We start from the raw sequence: 24,764 nt of genomic DNA on the forward strand, positions 1-24,764 counted from the left end.
TTGCGGACACGCCAGGTCCGAGGCTCTTCCCTCCGGCGCTCAGCCCTCGCGGCGCCGGACGATCTCGCCGATCCAGAGCGGCGCGAACGGCGAGGTGCACCCGGGTGCGGTCGGGTAGTCGGCGAGTACCTGCAGGCGCTCGCCGATCTCCAGCGCTCGTGCGCGGTGCTCCGGATGGAAGATGCCGATGGTGGCGAGGGTCTCGTTCATCGCCCACTGCAGCCGTGCGGGCGCATCCTTCATGTCCCGCTCGATCAGGTCGAGCAGGTGCGGCAGGTCCAGACCGTCGGAGTCTTTCGTCACGCGCACGGTCGTGAGAGACCAGGCCGCGGCGGCCACGGTCGGGTCGGCGTCGTCGAACCAGCGCAGCCGCAGCTCCTCGGCGAGCGGCGTCTTCTTGGCGACGTAGTTGACGAACCAGTCGTTGACCTTGGGCGGGCGCGTCTCGCGCAGCATGGCGTCGAGCTCGTCGGCGGTGAAGTCGCGCGGGCGGCAGATCAGCAGAGCCAGCAGTCGCGCGGGCGTCTCGCCGGTGGCCCACAGCTCCTGCGCGAGGGGCTGGTCGGTCTTGATCCGCTTCGCCAGTGCGCGCATCCGGCTGAGGTTGATGCCGTGGTCGTCGCCGCGCTTCTCGTTGGCGGAGCGCATCTTCGGGTCTTCCAGAGCGGCGAGTTCCCCGAGGGCTTCCGCGACGGTCATGTCGGACATGCCTCCAGGGTAAGCGGGGTCAGTCCTCGTCGAGCAGCTCTCCCCTGATCCGGCGCAGATCTTCCATGAGCGAGCCGATCAGGATCCAGTGCTGTGACGAGGGCGGACGGATCACGAGGGGAGCGGTGAGCGCGGGGATCGCCGAGGTCATGGTGTCGGGCTCCGGCGAGGCATCGGCGATCTGCACCGCCAAGCGCACATCGTGCCCGGCTCGCCGCAGCTGCTCGGCGATCGCGGCGACGGCGGGTTCCTCACCGATCTCATCGTCGTAGTGGTCGAAGTAGGCGCGGGTCATGCCGATCGTCTGGGTCACGATAGGGGAGAGCCGGTCGAGCAGCGCACGCATCTCCCTCAGATCGGCTCGGTGGGTCGAGCGGCGCGGGTTCAGGGTGAGCGACTCCTCCCCGGCGGCGATCGATGCCTCTGCGGCCTCCTTCATCGGCCGTAGCAGCCGCACCTCCAGCATCAGCTCCTGCAGCCTCGCAGGCGTCTGCGGCTCGGGCAGCGCGTCGGCCAGGCGGTCGAGGCTGGCGGCGAGCTCGCGGCCGAGCAGTCCCACATCTCGGCGAGCCGGTGCCACCAGAACCGGAGGCACGATCAGGGCGTTCACCACGATGCCGATCGCGACCCCGATCAGCGTCTCCACGATGCGTGCGAACGCGTACTCGGGACTCGACGACCCCAGCGCCAGCACCAGCATCGCCGAGATCGCCACCTGGTTGCCCGTGCCCGGCGAGGCTCGGAAGATCCACGCCACCAGCATCGCCACGACGATCGCCAGCAGCACGATCCAGCTCGGCGAGCCGAACAGCAGTCCCAGTCCGACGGCGATCACGACACCGGCGATCACTCCGATGCTGCGCTCGAGCGCCTTCGACAGCGACTGGTTCACGCTGGGCTGCACCACCAGCAGCGCGGCGATCGCGGCGAAGACCGGCAGCTGCGCGGGGAACACCCATCCGGCGATCAGCCACGCGGCGATCGTCGCCGCGGCCGACTTCACGACCTGCAGCAGCGGGGAGCGCTGGGAGGCGCGGATCGCGGCGGGGATGCGCATGCCCTCCACGGTAGTCGTGACGTCCTGTGCCCGTGGCTCTTGCGTCGCAGGGAGATGCGGGGTTACGCTCTGCCTAACTAATAGTCGTTAGGTAGATGATGACCAGAGCAACGATCCTCGCGGAGGCCCGCACGATCTTCGCGCGTCAGGGGTACGCCGAGACGAGCCTGCGCGAGATCGCCGAGGCCGTCGGGATCAAGACGCCCTCCCTCTACGCGCACTTCCCCAGCAAGGAGGCGCTGTACGCCGAGGTGTACGCCGGGGTCTCGGTCGATCACACCGCGTTCTTCGACGAGCTCCTCAGGAACAGCTCCGAGTTGGAGCCGCTCGCGCGCCTGCACCACATCCTCGGGGGCATCGAGGCGTACTACCGCGACCGACCCGACCTCGCGGAGTTCAGCCTCAGGGCCGCTGTCACCGAGTACGGTCCCGGTGGCGAGCAGCTGCGACAGATCTTCCTCGATTCGGAGTCGACCCTCGCGGCCGCCGTGCGCCAGACCTATGAAGACGGTGTCGCGGCAGGCACCTTCACCGCCGGTGACGCCGACGGCTTCACGGCTCTGGTGTTCGTGGTCATGGACGGCCTCTTCCTCCAGCTCACCCACTACACGCCCGAGATCTACCGCGAGCGCTTCGATCAAGCCTGGCGACACCTCTCCACGATCCTGTCCCGATGAATCCCGCCGCACCGATGCGGCGGACACCATCACCCCTCGCCGGCACGGAGCCACGAACTCCGACCCGGCATCGCACGACCCGGCCGCACAGACAGGCCGCCCCCGACCCGCCCTGCGAGTCGTCCGCATTCCGGGAACCCGAATCCCCGCCGACGACTCGCAGGGCCACTTCTCAAGGAAAAGATGATGACCACCACCGACTATGAGCACGGCGTCGTGCCGCAGGACCAGCGCAAGAGCTGGCTGTCGATCGCCACCGTGTGGATCGCGATCGGCATCGACCTCTCCGGGGCGTTCCTCGGCGTCTCTCTCGCTTCCGGCATGGCCTTCTGGCCGGCGATCGGCGCGACGATGCTCGGATCTCTGCTGCTCGGACTGCTCGCGATGGCCTGCGCCTACGTCGGCGCCGCCACCGGGCTCTCCACCGCCATGATCTCCCGCGCCGTGTTCGGCCGCATCGGCGGCGCGATCCTCGCCCTGGCGATCGCCGTGAGTCTGGTCGGCTGGTACGCCGTGCAGGCCGGATTCTTCGGCGCGAACGCGCAGATCGCGTTCGCTGAGTTCACCGGCATCGACGTGCCGGTGCAGGTGTTCACCGCGATCGGCGGCGTGCTCATGGCGATCACCGCGTTCTGGGGCTACCGCTCCATCAACCGTCTCAGCACCCTCGCGGTGCCGCTGCTGCTTCTGCTGCTGGTCGTCGGCGTCATCGTCGCCTTCACGGTGAACGGTGCGGCGGGCCTCCAGGCCCCGGTCGAGGCGACCTTCACCTTCGGCGGTGCGGTGTCGCTCGTCATGGGTATCTTCATCCTCGGGGTCGTGCTCGCCCCCGACATGGCGCGGTGGGCGAAGACCCCGAAGCAGGCCATGATCGCCGGTTTCGTGGGGTTCTTCTTCGGCAACTCGATCATCCTGGTCGTCGCGATCCTGCTCGCCCGCATCATGGACGGCACCGAGCTGATGGCGATCTTCTTCGCGCTCGGCCTCGGCGGTGTCGCCGTGATCGTGCTGATCCTCGCGCAGTGGACCACGAACACGACCAACCTCTACTCGGCCGGACTCTCGTTCGCGTCGATCAGCGAGCGGCTGAGCCGTCGCACCGTCACGATCGTGCTCGGCGCCATCGGCATCATCGTCGGGGTGATCGGTGCTGCCGACTACTTCGTACAGTTCATCCTCGTCATCGGCACGATCATCGCCCCCTACGGCGGCGTGTACCTGGCGTCGTTCTTCACGGGTCGAAAGACGGCGCGCTGGGCGCACGGCGCCACCGTGCCGCTGGTCGACGGCTGGTCCATCGCGGCCTGGGTGGTCGGGATCTTCGTCGCCGTCGCGACGACGAATCCGGCGGATGGCCCCGGCTTTGGCTGGTTCACGCTCACCTCGATCTCCGCTCTCGACGGCCTCCTCGTGGGCTTCGTCGCGTATCTCGTGCTGCTGCCGCTGCGTCGTCGCGTGACGCCGGTGTCGGCCCCCGTCACGGATGAGGTGAGCGCATGAGCGCTGTCGTCACGACGCCTGTGATCACGGAAGCCGACATCGACGAGATCGCCCTCGGTGCCGCCGTGCTCGGCACCGGAGGAGGCGGCGACCCGCATGTCGGCTCCCTGATCGCCAAGCGACTCATCCGCCTGCACGGGCCGGTCCCGCTGATCGCCGTCGACGACCTGAGGGATGACGACTTCGTCATCCCGATCGGAGGGATCGGCGCCCCCTCCGTGAGTGTGGAGCGCATCCAGGCCGAGTCCGAGCTGCTCGCGGCCCTGCACGCTATCGAGCGCGCCGTGGGTCGCAAAGCGACAGCGGTGATGCCGATCGAGGTCGGCGGCGGCAATTCGATGATCCCGATCGCGGCCGCGGCCCTCGCTGGCCTCCCGGTGGTCGACGGCGATGCGATGGGTCGGGCGTTCCCCGAGGCGCAGATGGTCACCTTCCACCTGGCCGGCTACGGACCCGGCACGACCGTGCTGGTCGACCATCACGGCAATGAGGTGGTGAGCCGCCCGGTCGACGGCGGATGGTCGGAGCGCATCGCGCGGGCGGTCACCGTCGAGATGGGCGGAGGGGCGACCATGATCGACTACGCGTACGGCGGCGACGTCGTGCGCGAGTGCGCGATCCCCGGCACCCTCGGACTCGCTCAGCGCATCGGGCGCATCCTGCGGGGGAGGGACGCCGCCGGACGCGAGCTTCGCGATGATGAGCGCATCGACGCCCTGTGCGCCGACCTCGACGCCGTGCGGCTGTTCGACGGCAAGGTCGCCGATCTGCAGCGCGCCGTGGATGGTGGATTCACGCGCGGCGCGGCCGAGCTGGTCGGTGTCGGCGTGGACCGGGGGAGTGCGTTCCGGCTCGATTTCCAGAACGAGATGCTGCTCGGACGCCGCGACGGCGTGCTCGCGGCCGTGACCCCCGATCTGATCGCCGTGCTCGACCTGGCGACGGGCATGCCGATCACGACCGAGTCCCTCCGGTACGGCGCGCGGGTCGCGGTGATCGCGATCCCCTGCCACGACAAGTGGCGCACGCCCATCGGCCTGGAGACCGCCGGACCCGCCCACTTCGGGTACGACGTGGAGTGGGTTCCGGTCGAAGACATCGCGCAGCGCTCCGGTGCGCGCACGACGGATGAGGAGGCCGCGTGATGGCCGGCAGGTATCGCATCGGCATCGACGTCGGCGGCACGAACACCGACGCCGTCATCCTCGACGAGCGGCTCGACGTCGTCGCTTCGGTCAAGCGGCCCACCACGGCCGACACCGGCGACGGCGTGGCCGCGGCGATCGACGCGGTGCTCGCGGCTTCCGGCGTCGACGCCGCCCTGATCGGGCACGCCATGCTCGGCACCACCCACTGCACCAACGCGATCGTCGAGCGCCGCGGGCTCGGCCGCGTCGGCATCCTCCGACTCGGTGCACCGGCCACCACCGCCGTCCCTCCGCTGGAGGGGTGGCCGGACGATCTGCGTGCGGCGATCGGTGAGCACGCGCAGCTGCTGGCCGGCGGTTTCGAGGTCGACGGCCGTGTGCTCTCGCCGATCGATGAGGATGCCGTGCGCGAGGCCTGTGCACGGATGCGCGGCGAGGTCGACGCGGTCGCCGTCGTGGGGGTGTTCGCCCCGATCGACGAGAGCCAGGAGGAGCGGGTCGCCGCCATCGTCGCGGAGGAGCTGGGTGTTCCCGTGTCGCGGTCGGCGCGCATCGGCTCGCTCGGCCTGCTCGAGCGCGAGAACGCGACCGTGTTGAACGCGGCGCTGATGCAGACGCTCCGGCAGATGGCCGCAGGCTTCGTGGCGGCCCTGCGCGAGCGCGGCATCCCCGCCACGCCCTACTTCGGCCAGAACGACGGCACTCTCATGCAGCTCGAGTACGCGCTCGAGTTCCCGGTGCTGACGATCGGGTGCGGGCCCACGAACTCCATCCGTGGCGCCGCGCATCTCTCCGGGGCGACGGATGCCCTGGTGGTCGACATCGGCGGCACCACGACCGACATCGGCGTGCTCGTCGACGGGTTCCCGCGCCAGTCGGCCCACGCGGTCGAGATCGGCGGCATCCGCACCAACTTCCGCATGCCCGACGTGCTGTCGGTCGGACTCGGCGGTGGCACGATCATCCGCGAGACCGAGGCGGGCACGACGGTCGGCCCCGACAGCGTCGGCTATCGGCTTCCTCAGGAGGGCCTGGCTTTCGGAGGAAGCACCCTCACGGCCACCGACATCGCCCTCGCGATCGGCGGGGCCGGGATCGACGGTCTCGAGGCTCCCGCGGTTCCTGAGACGGTCGGCGCCGCGGCCTGGAGTGCGATGCGCGAGATCCTCGAGGACTCGATCGACCGGATGAAGCCGAACGCCGCACCGGTCCCGGTCATCCTGGTCGGGGGTGGCGGCATCATCGCTCCGACCGAGCTCGACGGGGTCGCCGAACTGATCCGCCCCGACCATTTCGGCGCGGCGAACGCAGTGGGCGCGGCCCTCGGCGAGGTCGCCGGGCAGGTCGAGAAGATCTACCGGGTCGACCCGTCCGACCAACGGGCCTCGCGCGCAGATGCCGCCGCCGAGGCGACCGAGCGCGCGCGGCTCGCGGGCGCGGACCCGGCGACGATCGAGGTCGTCGCGGTGGAGGAGCTGCCGGTGGCCTACTCCGACGGTACAGCCGTGCTCATCCGTGCCAGAGCGGTCGGTCGCCTGGCGGCCTGAGACGAGCAGCGCCGGCGCGCGTTGTACGATCGCGGCATGACGAAGAGCACGTTCAAGCCGGGTGACGACGTCGTCACTCCTCGTTCACGGGGAAAGATCATCGACGTCCGCGCCACACCGTCGGGGCAGTTCATCTTCGGCATCGAGGAGGAGACGGGGGAAGTCACCTACTTCACCCCCAAGGCCCTGCAGCACGCCTGAGGAACTCCTCCGCTCCTCGGGAAGCGGCGAACCGCCGGATGCGGTGAGCGGGGCTACCGCCCGTCATAGGTGCGTGCTTGCATGGGGCACATGGAGCAGGACGCGAAGCTGCGCGGCGAGACGAGGGCGGTCTGGGCGACCGTCATCTGCTTCGGGGTCGGCACGGCGGTCGCCGTGCTCATCCTGGCCGGTGACGCGCGCCCGCTCACGGGGGAGGGCGCACTCGCGATGCCGGCCGCCGTCATCGCGGGCGTGATCGCCTCCGCCGCCTTCCTCGCGAGCACGCTGATGCACCGCCGCGGTGAGACGAGGTCGATGCCGCGCTGGCAGGCGGTGATCTCCGACCTCTCGACGGGCGCCCTCACCGTGGCGTTCGGCGCCGTCACGATGATGGGAGTGCTGCTCGCCTCCGAGGTGTTGGCTGCCGGTCTCCAAGGGCTGCAGCTCGCGGCGCTCGGCGGAGGGCTCCTGACGGGGGTGGTCTCGGCTGTCGGTGGGCGCTTCGCGTTCGGAGCCGGTGTCGGCCTGCGCACAGCCGACCTCGCCGCGCTGCTGTTCGGCTTCCTCGTGATCGGCACGCTGTTCGCCATGGTGACCGCGGACGACCCGCGCTGGTGGGAGCAGAATTTCTCGCAGCTGGGCTCCGGGTCGTGGGCGTTCAACGGCACCCTCGTCGTGGCAGGTCTGCTCGTTGCGACCGTCGGTTCGTACATCGGGCGCGACCTGCACCGTCTGCGCGGCGACGGGGTCCTCTCCCGCATCGCCGTCGTCGTCGCGCTGTGGGCGGCGACCGGCGTCGCGCTCGCCGCGGTCGGGCTGCTGCCGCTGAACCGGGTGCCGATCCCGCATGACATCGCCGCCTTCGCGACGCTCGTGCTGTTCGCCGTGGCGGCCGCGACCACCGTGACCTCGATTCCCGGACACCCTCGTGCGCTCCTGGTCACCTCGGTCGGCGTCGGGCTGCTCCTCGTGGTCGCGCTCGTGCTGTGGATTCCGCTCGGCCTGTACTCGGCCACAGCGGTCGAGGCGATCGTCGTGGGGCTCGGACTGCTGTGGATGGCGACGCTCGTCCGCGTGCTCGCGATCGTCGCACCTGAGGGGTCTCGGCCCTCGGCGCGCCCGTCGCTGAGGCGCGCCCGGCATCCTTCGGGCGGGCCATCGGAAAGATAGGGCATCCGCCCGATGCCCGGGGGCTCAGAGCGGACTGTCGCCGAGCTGTTGTGCCTCTTCGCGCCGGAGACAGTCCGCACATCGGTGGAGGTTGCGAAACTCCCCCTGGCGGCAGAGGCTCCCACGATGGATACTCACTTCCACCACTCGAAGGCAGAAACGCCAGTCAAAGGAGAACGAGGGAAATGGACCAGTATCTGTGGGTTCTGAAGGACAAGGAACGCGACCTCATCCGTGAGCTGGAGCCGCAGCGGCTCGCTGAACTCGACGAGGATGGCCTGCTCGACCTGCACAAGCGAGTCCGGCGGGCGCGCAACAAGCACACGACGAACTACCGTCGCGGTGCTGCTGAGCGAGTCGGCCAGGCGGGCGGCAGAGGTGCTGCTGCCGCCGGCTCCGATAAGGCGCGTGGCCGTGCATATGTGTTCGAAGAAGCTCTGTCGATCATCAGCACGGAACTCGCTCGGGCCGCCCACGACGCAGCCGAGGCGCTCAAGGACGAGCGACTGGCGCGCGCGCGGGCGGGGAAATGGAGCGGACCTGGTGGCGACGCGCCCAGCGATGACGGAGGGGCGGCAGCCGGCCGCATGCGGGAACACCAGCAGACGACCGGCGGCGTGAAGAGGGACGCGTCCACACGAGCGCAGGGAGCGCGCCGACAAGCCAAACGCGACTCACGCTGACGCGCCGTCGACACAACTTCCCTCTGAGACGTCGCGGGCCACCCGCGCCTTTTCCGTGCTGTCCTGAGCCTCGCGGGACCTCGTCGGAAAGTCGGGGGCGCGCTCGCGGGGATGGCGTGGTACGGTAGGCAACGTGCCTCTTCCCGGAGGCGTCATTCATCACCGGCCCGCGAACGCTTGCTGCGACGTGTGTGGCCCGACATCTGGATCCGAATTCTGCGCCGATTGGTTCGGCACGGATCCCCTGAAAACTTCGCCCCTTCCGTTCGGAGGGAGGCTCACTCGTATCCTCCGGTTCTTCCGGTGCGATGCACAAGCCGTGTAAAACAGCGGCTAGATCAACAGAAAGTAGAAACACATGGCCACTGGCACTGTGAAATGGTTCAACGCGGAAAAGGGCTTCGGCTTCATCGCTCCCGATGACGGCTCGGACGACCTCTTCGCCCACTACTCGGCTATCGCCGGCTCCGGTTTCAAGGAGCTCCGCGAGAACCAGAAGGTCGAATTCGACGCTGAGCGTGGCCCCAAGGGCATGCAGGCGGCGAACATCCGCGCTCTCTGAGCGCGCGCTGACTTCCTGAAACCGGTCGGATCCTCACGGATCCGGCCGGTTTTTTCGTGCCTCCGTCGTCGGAACCTCGGGAAGATCCGGGGTGAGGTTCACCTAACCTCCGTGTTAGATTAGGCCAGGCTTACCAAAGGCTGGGCGCTTCATCTGCGCCGCCCCCTCACCCCGAACCCGAAGGGAACGCCTGTGCGCACCTCTCGAATCCTCGCCATCGGCGCGGCCGCCGCGCTCGCCATCGGCCTCTCCGCCTGTGCGTCCTCCGCGCCCGAGTCGACCTCGACCACCGGCGGCAACCCCGCATCCGACGACGCCTTCCCCGTCACCGTCGAGCACGTCTACGGCGAGACAACGATCACCGAGAAGCCCGAGCGCGTCGCTACCGTCGCGTGGGCGAACCACGAGGTGCCGCTGGCCCTGGGCATCGTTCCGGTCGGCATGAGCAAGGCGTCGTGGGGTGACGACGACGACAACGGCGTGCTGCCCTGGGTCGAGGAGAAGCTCGATGAGCTGGGCGCCGAGACGCCGGTGCTGTTCGACGAGACCGACGGCATCGACTACGAAGCCGTCGCCGACACCGAGCCCGACGTGATCCTCGCCGCTTACTCCGGCCTCACGCAGGAGGAGTACGACACCCTCTCCAAGATCGCTCCGGTCATCGCGTACCCGACGGTCGCCTGGGGCACCTCGGTCAACGACATGATCGAGATGGACTCCAAGGCCCTCGGCCTCGAGAAGGAGGGCAAGGCTCTGATCGAGCAGCTGGACGCCGACGCGCAGAAGGCGCTGGAGGCCAACAGCGTGCTGAAGGACAAGAAGGTCCTCTTCTCCTACATCGACCCGACCGACCTCAGTCAGGTCGGTTATTACACGGCGGTCGACACCCGCCCCGGTTACCTCCACGGCCTCGGACTGCCGTTCCCCTCGATCGTCGAGGAGAACAAGGACAGCGACCAGTTCTACCTGACGGTCAGCGCCGAAGAGGCGCAGAAGTTCGATGACGTCGACCTGTTCATCACGTACGGCGATGAGACGATCATCCCCTTGCTGCAGGCCGACCCGCTGCTGTCGAAGATCCCGGCCATCGCCGAGGGGCGCATCGCCGTCCTTCCGGACGCCACCCCCATCGCGGCATCGGCGAACCCGTCGCCGCTGTCCATCCCGTGGGGCCTCAGCGACTACCTCGCGCTCCTGGCTGCACCGCTCGCGCCGTAGTCGTTCGATCCGCCGCAGCGGAGTGAATGCTCAGTGACCTCAGCAACCGTCATCGCACCGGCACCGGGCGCCGCAGACCTGCGGCGCCCGGTGCTGGTGAGAACCATCTGGCTCCTCGTCGGGATCGTGGTGCTCGTCGTCCTCAGCATCCTGTCCATCTCGTTCGGCGTGCGGGCGGTCTCCTTCGACGACATCGCGGCGGCCCTCACCGGCCGCACCGACACGATCGCCGAGGCCGCGATCGTCAAGCGCATCCCCCGCACGGTCCTCGCGCTCCTCGTCGGCGCGGCACTCGCCCTATCCGGAGCGACCATGCAGGCCGTGACGCGGAACCCCATCGCCGACCCCGGCATCCTCGGCGTCTCGAACGGCGCCTCGCTGGCCGTCGTGTGCGGCATCGCCTTCTTCGGCCTCGCCGATCCCTACGGACAGATGGCCTTCGCGATCGCGGGAGCCGGGATCGCCGCTGTCTTCGTCTACACGGTCGGATCGCTCGGACGCGGGGGAGCGACGCCCCTCAAGCTCGCACTCGCGGGTGCCGCCACCTCGGCCGCCTTCGCCTCGCTCATCAGCGCCGTCATGCTCCCTCGCGTCGATCTGCTGCAGACGTTCCAGTCCTGGCAGATCGGCGGCGTCGGCGGGGCGGAGTGGCCGCGCATCGCCCTCACGGCGCCCGTCCTCGCCGTCGGCGCCCTCATCTGCTTCCTCTGCTCCCGGGGGATGAACTCCCTCGCGCTCGGCGACGAGATGGCCAAGGGGCTCGGCGAGAACGTCTTCCGAACGCGCCTGATCTCGGCGCTGGGTGCGGTGATCCTCGCGGGAGCCGCCACCGCGATCGCGGGGCCCATCGGCTTCGTCGGATTGATCATCCCGCACGTGTGCCGCATGCTCGTGGGCACCGATCACCGTTGGCTGCTCCCGTTCTCGGCCATCGCCGGTGCCGCGCTGCTGACCGCGAGTGACATCGTGGGTCGCGTGATCGCCCCGTCGTCGGAGGAGATCCAGGTCGGGATCATCACCGCCATCATCGGAGCGCCGTTCTTCATCTGGATCGTCCGTCGGCAGAAGGTGCGTGAGCTGTGAGGTCGACCGAACACGCCGTGCACACCCTCGACCGGGTCGACGAGCCGGCATCTGCCCGGATCGCCAGGATCGTCGCGGGCCGTCGCTCGCGTCACCGTCGGCACGCGGTCGCCACGATCGTCCTCGGCGTCCTGGTGCTCGCCCTCTTCGCGGTCGCTCTCATGGTGGGAAACACGTTCTACACGCCCGACGAGGTGATCCGCGTGATCCTCGGTGAGACCGTGCCCGGTGCTTCGTTCACCGTCGGCGACCTGCGGCTGCCGCGAGCGGTGCTCGCCGTCCTCACCGGGATCGCCTTCGGCATGGCGGGTGTCTGCTTCCAGACGATGCTGCGCAATCCGCTCGCGTCTCCCGACATCATCGGCATCTCGAACGGTGCCGGTGCCGCGGCCGTGTTCGGCATCATCGTGCTCTCGGTCAACGGTCCTGTCGTGTCGCTGCTCGCCCTGGGCGGCGCCGTCGCCACGGCCCTGGTGATCTATCTGCTCTCGATCAAGGGCGGCTTCGCCGGCACCCGACTCATCCTGATCGGGATCGGGGTCGCGGCGATGCTGCAGAGCATCATCTCGTACATGCTGTCGAGGGCGGCGAACTGGGACATCCAGACCGCGATGCAGTGGTTGACCGGAAGCCTCAACAACGCATCGTGGGAGCGCGTGCTCCCGATGGCGATCGCCGCGGTGGTCATCGTGCCGCTGATGCTGTCGCAGGGGCGTTCGCTCGGAGCCCTCCAGCTCGGAGACGACTCGGCGGCGGGCCTCGGCATCCGGGTCAACGCCACGCGCCTGCTGCTCATCCTCGGTGCGGTCGCGCTCCTCGCTTTCGCGACCGCGGCCACCGGTCCCATCGCCTTCGTCGCGTTCATGGCCGGACCCATCGCGGCGCGCATCACGGGTCCGGGGGCGAATCTGCTCCTGCCGTCGGCCTTCGTCGGCGCCGCGCTCGTGCTCGGCGGCGACCTGATCGGACAGTTCGCCTTCGGCACCCGCTACCCCGTCGGCGTCATCACCGGCGTGGTCGGCGCGCCCTATCTGATCTACCTGCTCATCCGCACCAACCGCTCCGGGGGTTCGCTATGACCGTCTCGCACAGCCTGTCGGCCGAGGGGGTGACGCTCGCCTACGGCGACCGCACCATCATCGACGGCCTCGACCTGCAGATCGCGCCCGGTCGCATCACCACCATCGTGGGCGCGAACGGATGCGGCAAGTCGACGCTGCTGCGCGCGCTCGCCCGCCTGCTGTCTCCGAGCGAAGGCCAGATCGTGCTCGACGGCACCTCGGTGCACACCCGCCCCACCAAGGAGGTCGCGCGCATCCTCGGTCTGCTGCCGCAGTCGCCCGTCGCGCCGGAGGGCATCGCCGTCGCCGACCTGGTCGGCCGCGGAAGGCACCCGCATCAGAAGATGCTCGCGCGGTGGAGCACGCACGACTACGAGGTGGTGGCGGATGCCCTCGACGCGACCGGCATCTCCGACCTCGCCGACCGCAGCGTCGATGAGCTCTCTGGCGGTCAGCGCCAGCGCGTGTGGATCGCGATGGCGCTCGCGCAGGAGACCGACATCCTGCTGCTGGACGAGCCGACGACGTTCCTCGACGTCGCCCACCAGGTCGAGGTGCTCGATCTGCTCACCGATCTGAGCGTCTCGCGCGGCACGACCATCGTGATGGTCCTCCACGACCTCAACCTCGCCGCCCGCTATGCGGACGAGCTGGTGGCCATGAAGGACGGTCGGGTGCACGCGGCGGGGGCCCCGAAGGACATCGTCACCGCCGAACTCGTCGAAGAGGTCTTCGGCCTCGCCAATCAGATCACCATCGATCCGGTCTCCGGCAAGCCGATGGTCACACCCATCGGGAGGCACCATGTCCGCTGAGACGACCACGACCGACCGTCCAACCTATATCCTCACCCGCGCCGAGGTGCGGGCCGTCGTGCGCGTCTCGCCCTCGTTCGTGCGGGTGACCTTCGGTGGCGACGAGCTGAGCGAGTTCGGCACGCCGGGTGAAGTGTTCGACAGTCGCATCAAGCTGGTCTTCCCGCCCGCGACCGGTGTTCTTCCCGACCTCGACCGGGCATCGGACAACTGGTGGCAGACCTTCCTCGCGGTGCCGGAGGAGGAGCGCGGATCGATGCGCACCTACTCCGTGCGCGAGCTGCGCGTCGACGACGAGACCGGGACCGAGGTCGACGTCGATTTCGTGCTGCACCTCGAGCCGGGCCTGACCGGACCCGCGTCGCTGTGGGCGAGCCAGGCCGCGGTCGGGCAGGAGCTGTACCTGGTCGGACCGCGTCGCGGCGTCGATGTCGGCGCGCACGGTGGCGCCGAGTTCGCCCCCGGCACCGCCGCATCGGTCGTGCTCGCGGGGGACGAGACGGCCGCTCCGGCGATCGCCCGCATTCTGGAGGACGCACCTCGGGGCCTGCGCGGCGTCGCCTTCATCGAGGTGCCGTCGCCCGCCGACATCCTGCGCATCGACGTGCCGACCGGCGTCGAGGTGCACTGGCTGCCGCGCGATGCCGGTGAGCCGCACGGTCTGCGCCTGATCCCCGCCGTGCTCGGCTACCTGGGTGACGCCGACGCCGCGGACGAGATCCGGGTAAAGGACATCGACGGCGAGGATCTGCTGTGGGAGACGCCGGAGTACTCCGGGCTCGGCGAGGAGATCGCCGCGGCCGACGCCCCGGCTGAACGCTACTTCTGGATCGCGGGGGAGAGCGGCGTGGTCACCACTCTCCGTCGCCACCTGGTCAAGGACCTGGGTATCGATCGTGGTCAGGTGGCCTTCATGGGCTACTGGCGTCGCGGTGTCGCCATGCGCGGCTGAGGCGCTACCGGCGTCGGCCCGATCGCACATCGCCCCCGTCGCACTCTCCGTCGCTGTGGAGGATCTCGAGCGACCGGAAGGGCGACGGGGGCGGATGCGGCGCGGAGGACCTACTTCGCGAGGAAGGTCTTCAGTGCGGAGTTGACCTCGTCGGCGTGGGTCCACAGCAGACCGTGCGGAGCGCCCTCGACCTCGACGTAGTCGGCCTCCGGCACCGCCTGGTGGAACCGGCGGGCGGTCGCGTCGATCGGGAGGATGTTGTCCTTCGTGCCGTGCAGGATCAGCGTGGGCTTGCCGGCGGTGCGCACCGCCTCCACGTCGGAGCGGAAGTCCTCGATCCATGCCGGCACGACCGCGTAGGCGGCCACGGGGGCACTGCCGATGGCCACGTTCCAGCTGCCGGTGACGGCCTGCTCGCTGATGCGCGATCCGAGGTTCTCGTCGAGGTTGTAGAAGTTCTTGTAGAAGTCGGTGAACCACGCGAAGCGGTCGCCCTTGGCGGCAGCCTCGATGCCGTCGAAGACCTCCTGCGGAACACCCTCGGGGTTGTCGTCGCGCTGCACGAGGAACGGTTCGAGCGAGGCGAGGAAGGCGAGCTTCGCCACGCGCTCGTGGCCGTAGCGGGCGACGTAGCGGGCGAGCTCTCCCGTTCCCATCGAGAAGCCGACGAGAACGACGTCGCGCAGGTCGAGTGTCTCCAGCACCGTGTGGAGGTCGGCGGCGAAGGTGTCGTAGTCGTAGCCGGTGTTGACCTTCGACGATCCGCCGAACCCACGGCGGTCGTAGGTGATGACGCGATAGCCCTGTGCGAGCAGCTCGCGGGTCTGGCGCTCCCAGCTGTGGCCGTCGAGCGGATAGCCGTGGATCAGGACGACGGGCTGGCCCGATCCCTGGTCTTCGTAGTAGAGCTCGATCGGGGTGCTGTTCTCGTTGCCGACGGTGATGTAACCCATGATCCTGATCCTTTCGATCCCGGTGAGAACGATCGTTCTCGCTCGATGTCTCCAATGTAGAGAACGTTCGTTCTCGTGTCAAGTAGACTTCTGGTCATGACCGAAGACGAGGCCCGCGAGCGCATCCTCACCGCCGCCGAAGAGCTCTACTACCGCAAGGGGTACGCGGCCGTGGGCATGGACGAGCTGCGTCAGTTCGCCGGGGTCTCGTTGCGTCGCCTCTACTCGCTCTTCCCCGCGAAGACCGACATCGTCGCGGCGGTCCTCGAGCGCAAGCACGCCCAGTGGGAGTCGGGGCTGTCGGAGGCGGTGGCGGGGGCCGGTGACGATCCTCGTGCGCGGCTGCTCGCCGTCTACGGATACCTCGAGAACTGGTTCTGCGCCGACGACTTCCGCGGCTGCGCCTTCATCAACGCATTCGGCGAGCTCGGCGGCACGAATCCCGAGGTCGCCGAGATCGTGCGCGCACACAAGGCGTCGTTCCAGCAGTACATGGCAGACCTGGTCGCCGAGACGGGCGCTCCCGCGGCGCTCGCCCCACAGCTGTCGATCCTCGCCGAGGGTGCGCAGAGCACGGCCGCGATCTCCGCCGATCCGGCCGTCGCCGTGCAGGCTCGGGGTGCCGCCGAAGTCCTGATCGACGCGGCGTTCGCTCGCTCCTGATCCGAGAGGCGCATTTGCCTCACCTGGTTAGCGAAACGGGGATCGGGTGTCAACCCCGATGCGCTCCGCTCGCGGTCCCCGTATCGTTCGACGCATGGAATCACGCACGAAGGGCATCGGTCGCCAGACGCTGATCATCTCCGCGGCGACGTTCATGCTGATCGCGGCCACCATCGGGGCGGGAGCTTTCGGTGGAACATCCGTCGACGACCTGCAGGACGGCGCGCTCTCGGCGCAGGGGTCGTATCTCGCCCCGGCGGGACCGGCCTTCTCGATCTGGTCGCTCATCTACCTCGGCTTGATCGCCTACACGGTGTGGCAGGCGTTCCCGGCGCAGCGGCAGGATCCTCGCCAGCAGGCCGTGGGCGGATGGATCGCCGCATCGATGGTGCTGAACGGCTTGTGGCTGGTGACGGCGCAGTACCTCACGCTGTGGCTCACGGTCATCGTGATCGCGCTGCTGCTGGCCGTGCTCGCCCGGGTGATCGTGGTGCTCGGACGCTTCCCGGCACGCAACCTCGCCGATCGCATCCTCACCGACGGCGCGAACGGTCTGCACTTCGGCTGGGTCACGATCGCGACCGTCGCGAACACGGCTGCCTGGCTCACGCAGATCGCTCCCGAGAGCTGGGCGCAGGCGGCGGATGCCTGGGCGATCGCCGTGCTGGCCGTTGTCCTGGTGATCGGCGCAGCCGCGGCATGGATCACCGGACGCATCGCTCCGGCCCTCGCGACGGCCTGGGGTCTGTCCTGGCTCGCCGTGGGCAGGCTCACGGGAGAGCCTGCGAGCACCCCGACCGCCGTCGCTGCGATCGTCGTGGCCGTCGTGCTGGTGCTCGTCGCCGTTGTCGCCGCGATCCGTCGGAGGAGTTCCGCGGCTCAGAGCACCAGTCGGTAGCCCATCCCGGCTTCGGTGAGCAGGTGCACGGGAGCACCGGGCGCCTGTTCGAGCTTCTTGCGCAGCTGCGACATGTACAGGCGCAGGTAGCCCGAGTCGGAGACCTGCTCGCTGCCCCAGATCTCCTTCAACAGATCCTGGCGGGTGACCAGAGCCCCCGGATGCCGGGACAGGTGCTCGAGCATCCGCCACTCGGTCGGGGTCAGGTGCACGCGCGCGCCGCCGCGGGTCACGGTCTTGGTCGCGAGGTCGACCACCACGTCGCCGAATGCCACGGTCGATTCGCCACTGGCCGGGATCGAGCGACGGGAGAGCGCGCGCAGACGTGCGAGCAGCTCGTCGACCTGGAACGGCTTGGTCACGAAGTCGTCGGCTCCGGCGTCGAGCGCCTCCACCTTGTCGGCCGAGCCCGTGCGGCCGGACACCACGATGATCGGCACGTTGGTCCACCCGCGCAGCGCCTGGATCACCTCGATGCCGTCGAGCCGGGGCATGCCCAGGTCGAGCATGATGAGGTCGGGGTGGGTCTGCGCGGCGGCGGCGATCGCGGCGGCGCCGTCGGGGGCCACCACCACCTCGTATCCGTGCGCGGCCAGGGTGATCCTCAGGGCTCGAACCATCTGCGGGTCGTCGTCGGCGATGAGGAGCTTCACTCCGTGCCCTCCGTGTCGCGGGGTCCTGCAGCCAGCGGCAGGGAAATGACCATGGTGAGGCCTCCACCAGGAGTGTCCTCGGGTGTCAGGGTACCGCCCATCCCCTCGGTGAACCCGCGCGACAGGGCGAGTCCGAGCCCGAGTCCTGTCGTGTTGTCGGTGTCGCCGAATCGCTGGAACGGCTGGAAGATGCGGTCGCGCCGCTCAGGCGAGACGCCTTCTCCGCGGTCGATGATGCGGATCTCGGCCCGATCACCGAGGGCGCTCGTAGACACGATGACCCGGGTGTCATCCGGGGAGTGCCGGTGCGCATTGGCGATCACGTTGACCAGCACGCGCAGGAGCAGCACCGGGTCGGCGTGCAGCGGGGGCAGGTCGGGGTCGAGAGCCAGTTCGACGTCCGACGGACCGAGGCCCAGTTCGTCCACGGCCGCGAGCACGCAGCCGGCGGCATCCATCCGAGACGAGGACACGGCGAGCACGCCCGCCTGCACGCGGCTCACGTCGAGCAGATCGGTCACCAGCGTCGACAGCGTCGCCAGACTCTCGTCGGCGGTGGCGAGCAGCTCCCCGCGATCGGATGCCGACAGGCCGTGGGAGCCGCGAAGGCCGCCGATGGCCGCGACCGCCGAGGCGAGCGGGCGCCGGAGATCGTGGCTGACGGCCGACAGCAGGGCGCTGCGCACCTGATCGGTCTCGGCCAGCGCCTCGGCCTCGCTCGCAGTCGCACGAAGGTCGGTGTGCTCGATCGCGGCCGACAACTGGGCGACGATCGCGTCCAGCAGACGACGCTCGGGTCCGGCGAGGGGCTCACCGTTCAGCTCCAGCACCGCGCGGGGTCCGCCGCCGGGGACGACACCGACCGGGATGGTCGTGGCACGCCCGTCGGCCAGGGGTTCGCCGTCGCTGGCGAGCACCTCGCCGTCGGGTGCGAGCAGGCGCACGCCGCTGAGGCCGAACGCCTCCCGGGTGCGGCTGACCAGCGCCAGCACGGCGTTGTCACCGCGGAGCACGTTGCCGGCGACCGCGGCGAGCAGTTCGGCTTCGGCCGCGGCGCGCTGGGCGGTGCGGGCGCGACGCGCGGCCTGGTCGACGATGATGCTGACCAGGATCGCGATGACGACGTAGAGCGAGAGGGCGAGCGCGTGCAGCGGATGGGCGATCGTGATCGTGAAGAGCGGAGCGACGAAGAGGAAGTCGAGCGTGACGCCCGAGAGCACCGCCGCGAACACCGCGGGGCGGATGCCGCCGATCAGGGCCACGACCACGACGAGCAGCTGATACGCGAGAACCTCGGCGGTGATCGACTCGGGGCTGCGGAACGTGAACATGATCCACGAGAGGATCGGCCCGAAGAGGAGGGCGACGCCGAAGCCGAGCAGCTGCCGCCGCCAGCCCAGGGCGCCGCCGGTGATGCGCGGGAGCACCATCCGCCCACCCGCCGCGGCGTGGGTGACGATGTGCACGTCGATGTCGCCGGAGCGGCGGATGACCTCCGAGCCGATGCCGGGGCCGGTCAGTGCGGCGGTGAGCCGACTGCGCCTGCTGACGCCGATCACGAGTTGCGTGGCATCGGCGCCCTGCGCGAACTCGACCAGTGTGGCCGGGATGTCGTCGCCGACGACCTGGTGGTAGGTGCCGCCGAGCGACTCCACGAGCGTGCGCTGCGCGGCGAGGGCGCCAGGAGTCTCGTCGCGCAGGCCGTCCTGTGCCGAGATGTGCACGGCGAGCAGCTCGCCGCCGGCGGAGCGCGCGGCGATCCTGGCGCCGCGGCGCAGCAGCGTCTCGCCCTCGGGGCCGCCGGTCAGGGCGACGACCACGCGTTCTCTGGCCTGCCAGGTGCCCTCGATGCCCTGCTCGGCGCGGTAGCTGCGCAGGGCGCTGTCGACCTCATCGGCGAGCCAGAGCAGGGCGAGCTCGCGCAGCGCGGTGAGGTTGCCGAGGCGGAAGTAGTTCGACAGGGCGGCGTCGATCCGCTCGGCCGGGTAGACGAACCCGGCGGAGAGCCGATCGCGCAGGGTCTGCGGGGCGAGGTCGACGACCTCGATCTCGTCGGCGGCGCGGACCACGGCGTCCGGGATGGTCTCCTGCTGCGCGATGCCGGTGATCTTCTCGACCACGGCGTTCAGCGACTCGATGTGCTGCACGTTGACGGTGGTCATCACGTCGATGCCCGCGTCCAGCAGCTCGTCGACGTCCTGCCAGCGCTTCGCGTTGCGCGATCCGGGGGCGTTGGTGTGAGCCAGCTCGTCCACGAGGGCGATCTCGGGCGCCCGCTCCAGCACGGCGTCGACATCGAGCTCGGTCAGGGCGATGCCCCGGTGCAGATCGACCCGCCGCGGCACCTCGGGGAGCCCGGCGGTCTGCGCCTGCGTGGCGGCGCGCTCGTGCGTCTCCACGATCGCGATCACGACGTCGTGACCCTCGTCGAGCATGCGACGCCCCTCGGCGAGCATCTCGTAGGTCTTGCCCACGCCGGGGGCGGCTCCGAGGAGTACTCGGAGCCGCCCCCGGCGTGAGTGGCCGTGAGATCGACGAAGCGGCGCTGCGGTCATTCGCCCTCCCGTTCATCGAGCGCGAGATTGAGCTCGGCGACGTTGATGCGTTCCGCGCCGAGGAATCCCAGATCCCGCCCTTGAATCCTAGACTCCACGATGTCGCGCACCTCCTGTGCGGACAGTCCGCGGGCCTCGGCCACGCGCGGCACCTGGAGCAGCGCGTACGCCACGCTGATGTGCGGGTCCAGGCCCGAGGCCGAGGCGGTGACCGCATCGGCCGGTACCTGCGACGGGTCGACGCCCTCGCGCTCCGCGATCGCAGCCTTGCGCTCCTCGATCGAGGCCACCAGGTCGGCGTTCTCCGGGCCGAGGTTGCTGCCGCTGGAGCCGGCGCCGTCGTAGCCGTCGCCCGCGGCGGACGGACGCGACTGGAAGTACTGCGGGAGCGCTTCGCCGTCGGCATCCGTGAAGGACTGGCCGATCAGCGAGCTGCCCCGCTCATCGGGGAGGGGGGAGCCGTTCGCCTGCCAGGGGAGCAGCAGCTGGCCGATGCCGGTGACCAGCAGCGTGTAGCCGACGCCGAGCACGAGGGTGAGGACGAGCATCGCGCGGACGGCGACACCGGTGGTGCGGGCCGCGGTGCGTGTGGAGGACATGTCTGGATTCCTTTTCAGAGCCGGGTCAGAAGCCCGGGATGAGGCTGATCACGAGGTCGATGAGCTTGATGCCGATGAACGGGGCGATCACGCCGCCGAGGCCGTAGATCAGCAGGTTGCGCTGCAGGATCTGCGAGGCGCTCGCCGGCCGGTACTTCACTCCGCGCAGGGCGAGCGGGATCAGGAAGACGATCACGATCGCGTTGAAGATGATCGCGCTGGTCACCGCGGAAGCCGGCGAATGCAGCTGCATGATGTTGAGCGCCGCCAGTCCGGGGAAGACCCCCATGAACATCGCGGGGATGATCGCGAAGTACTTCGCGATGTCGTTCGCGAGCGAGAACGTGGTGAGAGCTCCTCGGGTGATGAGCAGCTGCTTGCCGATGCGCACGATGTCGATCAGCTTGGTCGGATCGGAGTCGAGGTCGACCATGTTGCCGGCCTCCTTCGCCGCCGACGTGCCGGTGTTCATCGCCACACCGACGTCGGCCTGCGCGAGAGCGGGGGCATCGTTGGTGCCGTCGCCGGTCATCGCGACCAGCCGACCGCCCTGCTGCTCGTGGCGGATCAGCTCGAGCTTGTCCTCGGGAGTCGCCTCGGCGAGGAAGTCGTCGACACCGGCCTCGGCGGCGATCGCCTTCGCCGTGAGCGGGTTGTCACCCGTGATCATGACCGTGCGGATGCCCATCGCGCGCAGCTCCTCGAAGCGCTCGCGCAGGCCGTCCTTGACGATGTCCTTGAGGTGCACGACCCCGAGCACGCGGCCGGGGGCACCGGGTGTCGTCACCGCGACCACGAGCGGGGTGCCGCCGCTCTCGGCCACCGAGTCCGTGCGCTTCGTGAGCTCGACGTCGTCGCCGTCGAGTCCGAGCCAGGCCCGCACCGCCGAGCCGGCACCCTTGCGGATCTGCGTGCCGTCGCTGAGGTCGAGGCCCGACATGCGCGTCTGCGCCGTGAAGGGGATGACCACCGCATCATCCGGTGCTGTCACCTGGATGCCCTGTCCCGCGGCGAGCTCGACGATCGAGGCGCCTTCGGGGGTCGGGTCCGCGAGGGAGGACAGGGCCGCGACGCGGAGGAGCTCGTCCGCATCGGTGCCGGGAAGGGGCAGCACCTCGTGCGCACGACGGTTGCCGTAGGTGATGGTTCCGGTCTTGTCGAGCAGCAGCGTGGTGACATCTCCTGCCGCTTCGACCGCGCGTCCCGACATCGCGAGCACGTTGCGCTGCACCAGGCGGTCCATGCCCGCGATGCCGATCGCCGACAGCAGCGCCCCGATGGTGGTCGGGATCAGGCAGACGAGCAGGGCGATGAGCACCGGGATGCTGACGGGGGATGCAGCGTACGAGGCGATCGGGTTCAGGGCCAGCACCACGACCACGAAGATGATCGACAGGCTCGCGAGCAGGATGTTCAGGGCGATCTCGTTGGGGGTGCGCTGACGACTCGCGCCCTCGACGAGCGCGATCATGCGGTCGACGAAGGTCTCGCCCGGCTTCGAGGTGATGCGCACCACGATGCGGTCGGACAGCACGCGGGTGCCGCCGGTCACGGCGCTGCGGTCGCCGCCGGATTCGCGGATCACCGGGGCGCTCTCGCCCGTGATGGCGGATTCGTCGACCGTGGCGATACCCGCGACGATGTCGCCGTCTCCGGGGATCAGCTCGCCCGCCGTGACGATCACGATGTCGTCGCGCTGCAGCTCGGCGGACGAGACCTGGGCGGTGGCGGTGCGCTCGGCCGCGGCGTCTGCGGCCTTGTCGTAGCCGACCACCCGACGGGCCATCGTGCTGGTGCGGGTCTTGCGCAGGCTCGCGGCCTGGGCCTTTCCGCGGCCCTCGGCGACGGATTCGGCGACGTTCGCGAACAGCACGGTGAGCCACAGCCAGATCGCGATGCCCCAGGTGAAGGGCGCCGGAACCGGGGTGCCGCCCGAGTCGGCCGGGCCGCCCAGGAACGGCTCGGCGATCGCGAGCACCGTGGTGAAGGCGGCGCCGACCCAGACCAGGAGCATGACAGGGTTTCGGACCAGGGCTGCCGGGTTGAGCTTGCGCAGCGCTCCGGGAAGGGCCTGCACGAGCTGCGACCAGCCGAAGGAGCGTGGCGGTTCTGCGGGGGTGGATGCCGGGGCATCCTGCTGTTCGGAGGGAGTGGTGATGAGGGTCATGGTCAGACGAGTCCTTCAGCGAGGGGTCCCAGTGCGAGCACGGGGAAGTAGGTGAGCGCGGTGACGATGATGGTCACGGCGAGGAGCAGGCCGACGAACTGCGGTCGGTGCGTGGGCAGGGTGCCGGATGTGGCAGGGATGCGCTCCTGTGCGGCGAACGAGCCGGCCAGGGCCAGCACGAGCACGATCGGCAGGAAGCGTCCGAGCAGCATCGCGATACCGAGCGCGGTGTTGAACCACGGGGTGTTCGCGGTGAGTCCGGCGAACGCGGAGCCGTTGTTGTTCGACGCCGAGGTGAACGCGTAGAGCACCTCGCTCATGCCGTGCACGCCCGGGTTCAGGATGCTCGTGGACTCCACGTCTTCGCGGATGCCGGGAACGGCGAAGCTCAGCGCGGTGCCGACCAGCACGAGTGTCGGGGTCACCAGGATGTACAGGCTCGCGAGCTTGATCTCCCGCGGACCGATCCGCTTGCCGAGGTACTCCGGGGTGCGGCCGACGAGCAGTCCGCCGACGAACACCGCGATGATCGCGAGCACGAGCATGCCGTACAGGCCCGAGCCGACGCCGCCGGGGGCGACCTCGCCGAGCATCATGTTCAGCATCGGCATCATCCCGCCGAGCGCTGTGTACGAATCGTGCATCGAGTTGACCGCACCCGTCGATGTGAGGGTGCTGGCGCTTCCGAACAGCGTCGAGCCCAGGATGCCGAAGCGCACCTCCTTGCCCTCCATCGCCGCTCCGGCGAGTTCGGGTGCGGTGCCGCGGCCGGCGAGTTCGAGAGCCGAGAGCGTGAAGGTCGACACCAGGAAGATCGTGCCCATCACGGCGGCGATCGCGTAGCCCTGGCGGTGGTCGCCGACCATGCGCCCGAAGGTGCGGGGCAGGGAGAACGGGATCACGAGGATCAGGAGCACCTGCAGCAGGTTCGTGAAGCCGGTCGGGTTCTCGAAGGGATGCGCGGAGTTGGCGTTGAAGAAGCCGCCGCCGTTCGTGCCCAGGAGCTTGATCGCCTCCTGCGAGGCGACCGGACCGCCGGGGATGGTCTGGGTGCCACCGGAGACGGTGGTGATGTCGGTGAAGCCGGCGAAGTTCTGGATCACGCCGCCGGCGAGCAGCGCCACCGCGCCGATCAGGGCGATCGGCAGCAGGATGCGCCCGAGGCCGCGGATCAGGTCGACCCAGAAGTTGCCGATGGTGGTCGAACCGCGACGGGCGAGACCGCGGATCAGCGCGATCGCGATCGTGAGGCCGACTGCTGCCGAGACGAAGTTCTGCACCGTGAGGCCTGCGAGCTGCACGGTGTAGCCCACGGTCTGCTCGGGGGAGTAGGACTGCCAGTTGGTGTTCGCCACGAACGAGGCGGCGGTGTTGAACGACAGGCCCTCCGGCACCGCCGGGAGTCCGAGGGACTGCGGTAGGAACGCCTGCAGCCTCTGCAGGCCGTAGACGAGGAGGACGCCGACCACCGAGAACGCGAGCACGCCGCGGGCGTAGGCACGCCAGGTCTGCTCGGATGAGGAGTCGACGCCGATGAGTCGGTACACGCCGCGCTCGACCCGCAGGTCACGCGCCGAGGTGAAGACATGGGCGATGTAGTCGCCGAGAGGGCGGTAGAGGAGCACGAGCACGACCACGACGGCCGTGAGCTGCAGGATGCCGAACCAGATCGACGCGTCCATCAGAACCTCTCCGGCGCGACGAGCGCGACCACGAGGTAGACGACGGCGGCGACCGCGAGGGCGGCGGCGAGGATCTCGAAGACGATCACAGCCGCTCCACCCCCTTGGCCACCAGGGACACGAGGGCGAACAGCGCAAGAGTCAGCGCGATGTAGATGATGTCGAGCACGGATCCGATACAACTCCCGCACGGCTCCCGTCACGGCGATCCT

24 protein-coding genes are annotated in these 24,764 nt (G+C 69.3%); 15 read left to right on the forward strand and 9 right to left on the reverse strand.

Translation table 11 applies throughout. The features are described 5' to 3' along the window. Positions 1-39: 39 nt before the first annotated feature. A complete protein-coding gene (locus tag F6W70_RS11195) occupies positions 40-708 on the reverse strand; it encodes a DNA alkylation repair protein (protein WP_151486759.1) in 669 nt (222 codons plus the stop codon). A 19-nt stretch (positions 709-727) separates the two neighbouring features. Then, positions 728-1,765: an FUSC family protein gene (locus tag F6W70_RS11200; RefSeq protein ID WP_055869266.1), complete on the reverse strand. Its 1,038-nt coding sequence runs from the start codon at positions 1,763-1,765 to the stop codon at positions 728-730. A 98-nt stretch (positions 1,766-1,863) separates the two neighbouring features. On the opposite strand from F6W70_RS11200, the gene F6W70_RS17815 reads away from it, so the two are divergent. The 13 genes from F6W70_RS17815 (at position 1,864) to F6W70_RS11260 (ending at position 14,382) form a co-directional block, all read left to right on the forward strand. Further along, positions 1,864-2,442: a TetR/AcrR family transcriptional regulator gene (locus tag F6W70_RS17815; RefSeq protein ID WP_170287903.1), complete on the forward strand. Its 579-nt coding sequence runs from the start codon at positions 1,864-1,866 to the stop codon at positions 2,440-2,442. Positions 2,443-2,628: 186 nt separating this feature from the next. Beyond that, entirely contained in the window at positions 2,629-3,942 is a 1,314-nt protein-coding gene (locus F6W70_RS11210) for a cytosine permease (protein ID WP_318278873.1), read from the forward strand. Next, the gene (locus F6W70_RS11215; RefSeq protein WP_151486761.1) at positions 3,939-5,087 is read left to right on the forward strand and encodes an S-methyl thiohydantoin desulfurase family protein; all 1,149 of its coding nucleotides are present in this window, start codon (positions 3,939-3,941) and stop codon (positions 5,085-5,087) included. Before F6W70_RS11210 ends, F6W70_RS11215 begins: the two co-directional genes overlap by 4 nt. Then, a complete protein-coding gene (locus tag F6W70_RS11220; protein WP_151486762.1) occupies positions 5,087-6,637 on the forward strand; it encodes a hydantoinase/oxoprolinase N-terminal domain-containing protein in 1,551 nt (516 codons plus the stop codon). Before F6W70_RS11215 ends, F6W70_RS11220 begins: the two co-directional genes overlap by 1 nt. Before the next feature lie 36 nt (positions 6,638-6,673). Beyond that, on the forward strand, positions 6,674-6,838 hold the full coding sequence (locus F6W70_RS17820; protein WP_164743623.1) for a hypothetical protein: 165 nt from the start codon (positions 6,674-6,676) through the stop codon (positions 6,836-6,838). A gap of 90 nt (positions 6,839-6,928) precedes the next feature. Continuing rightward, positions 6,929-8,008: a DUF998 domain-containing protein gene (locus F6W70_RS11225; protein WP_318278874.1), complete on the forward strand. Its 1,080-nt coding sequence runs from the start codon at positions 6,929-6,931 to the stop codon at positions 8,006-8,008. A gap of 185 nt (positions 8,009-8,193) precedes the next feature. Further along, positions 8,194-8,691, forward strand: a complete 498-nt coding sequence (locus tag F6W70_RS11230) for a hypothetical protein (RefSeq protein WP_151486764.1) — start codon at positions 8,194-8,196, stop codon at positions 8,689-8,691. A 358-nt stretch (positions 8,692-9,049) separates the two neighbouring features. Then, positions 9,050-9,253, forward strand: a complete 204-nt coding sequence (locus tag F6W70_RS11235) for a cold-shock protein (protein ID WP_017831237.1) — start codon at positions 9,050-9,052, stop codon at positions 9,251-9,253. 192 nt (positions 9,254-9,445) lie between these two features. Continuing rightward, positions 9,446-10,471 (forward strand): iron-siderophore ABC transporter substrate-binding protein, encoded by a 1,026-nt coding sequence (locus F6W70_RS11240; protein ID WP_151486765.1) that lies wholly within the window; start codon positions 9,446-9,448, stop codon positions 10,469-10,471. Between the two features lie 33 nt (positions 10,472-10,504). Continuing rightward, entirely contained in the window at positions 10,505-11,554 is a 1,050-nt protein-coding gene (locus F6W70_RS11245) for a FecCD family ABC transporter permease (protein WP_055869273.1), read from the forward strand. Continuing rightward, on the forward strand, positions 11,551-12,633 hold the full coding sequence (locus F6W70_RS11250; protein WP_151486766.1) for a FecCD family ABC transporter permease: 1,083 nt from the start codon (positions 11,551-11,553) through the stop codon (positions 12,631-12,633). The genes F6W70_RS11245 and F6W70_RS11250 overlap by 4 nt, the downstream gene beginning before the upstream one ends. After that, on the forward strand, positions 12,630-13,430 hold the full coding sequence (locus F6W70_RS11255; protein WP_127481648.1) for an ABC transporter ATP-binding protein: 801 nt from the start codon (positions 12,630-12,632) through the stop codon (positions 13,428-13,430). Before F6W70_RS11250 ends, F6W70_RS11255 begins: the two co-directional genes overlap by 4 nt. Beyond that, positions 13,420-14,382: a siderophore-interacting protein gene (locus F6W70_RS11260; protein ID WP_151486767.1), complete on the forward strand. Its 963-nt coding sequence runs from the start codon at positions 13,420-13,422 to the stop codon at positions 14,380-14,382. The genes F6W70_RS11255 and F6W70_RS11260 overlap by 11 nt, the downstream gene beginning before the upstream one ends. Before the next feature lie 110 nt (positions 14,383-14,492). Here the strand turns inward: F6W70_RS11260 and F6W70_RS11265 are convergent, their stop codons facing one another. Further along, positions 14,493-15,335, reverse strand: coding sequence for an alpha/beta fold hydrolase (locus F6W70_RS11265; protein ID WP_151486768.1), 843 nt, complete (start codon positions 15,333-15,335; stop codon positions 14,493-14,495). A gap of 96 nt (positions 15,336-15,431) precedes the next feature. Here F6W70_RS11265 and F6W70_RS11270 point away from each other — a divergent pair, with 96 nt between their 5' ends. Next, positions 15,432-15,998: a TetR/AcrR family transcriptional regulator gene (locus tag F6W70_RS11270; protein WP_055876367.1), complete on the forward strand. Its 567-nt coding sequence runs from the start codon at positions 15,432-15,434 to the stop codon at positions 15,996-15,998. Between the two features lie 94 nt (positions 15,999-16,092). Next, a complete protein-coding gene (locus tag F6W70_RS11275; RefSeq protein WP_055869278.1) occupies positions 16,093-16,896 on the forward strand; it encodes a TspO-related membrane protein in 804 nt (267 codons plus the stop codon). On the opposite strand, the gene F6W70_RS11280 is transcribed toward F6W70_RS11275, so the two are convergent. The 6 genes from F6W70_RS11280 to F6W70_RS11305 are packed head-to-tail and all read right to left on the reverse strand — an operon-like array spanning position 16,878 to position 24,641. Then, the gene (locus tag F6W70_RS11280) at positions 16,878-17,549 is read right to left on the reverse strand and encodes a response regulator (protein WP_017831246.1); all 672 of its coding nucleotides are present in this window, start codon (positions 17,547-17,549) and stop codon (positions 16,878-16,880) included. The genes F6W70_RS11275 and F6W70_RS11280 overlap by 19 nt on opposite strands. After that, positions 17,546-20,104 (reverse strand): ATP-binding protein, encoded by a 2,559-nt coding sequence (locus tag F6W70_RS11285; RefSeq protein WP_151486769.1) that lies wholly within the window; start codon positions 20,102-20,104, stop codon positions 17,546-17,548. The genes F6W70_RS11280 and F6W70_RS11285 overlap by 4 nt, the downstream gene beginning before the upstream one ends. Next, positions 20,101-20,703, reverse strand: coding sequence for a potassium-transporting ATPase subunit KdpC (kdpC, locus tag F6W70_RS11290; RefSeq protein ID WP_141388280.1), 603 nt, complete (start codon positions 20,701-20,703; stop codon positions 20,101-20,103). The genes F6W70_RS11285 and kdpC overlap by 4 nt, the downstream gene beginning before the upstream one ends. A gap of 25 nt (positions 20,704-20,728) precedes the next feature. Next, positions 20,729-22,870: a potassium-transporting ATPase subunit KdpB gene (gene kdpB, locus F6W70_RS11295; protein WP_151486770.1), complete on the reverse strand. Its 2,142-nt coding sequence runs from the start codon at positions 22,868-22,870 to the stop codon at positions 20,729-20,731. 2 nt (positions 22,871-22,872) lie between these two features. Further along, a complete protein-coding gene (gene kdpA / locus F6W70_RS11300; RefSeq protein WP_151486771.1) occupies positions 22,873-24,552 on the reverse strand; it encodes a potassium-transporting ATPase subunit KdpA in 1,680 nt (559 codons plus the stop codon). Beyond that, the gene (locus F6W70_RS11305; protein WP_017201862.1) at positions 24,552-24,641 is read right to left on the reverse strand and encodes a potassium-transporting ATPase subunit F; all 90 of its coding nucleotides are present in this window, start codon (positions 24,639-24,641) and stop codon (positions 24,552-24,554) included. The genes kdpA and F6W70_RS11305 overlap by 1 nt, the downstream gene beginning before the upstream one ends. Positions 24,642-24,764 lie beyond the last annotated feature (123 nt).

It is taken from the genome of Microbacterium maritypicum (assembly GCF_008868125.1).
GTDB classification, from domain to species: Bacteria; Actinomycetota; Actinomycetes; order Actinomycetales; family Microbacteriaceae; genus Microbacterium; species Microbacterium maritypicum.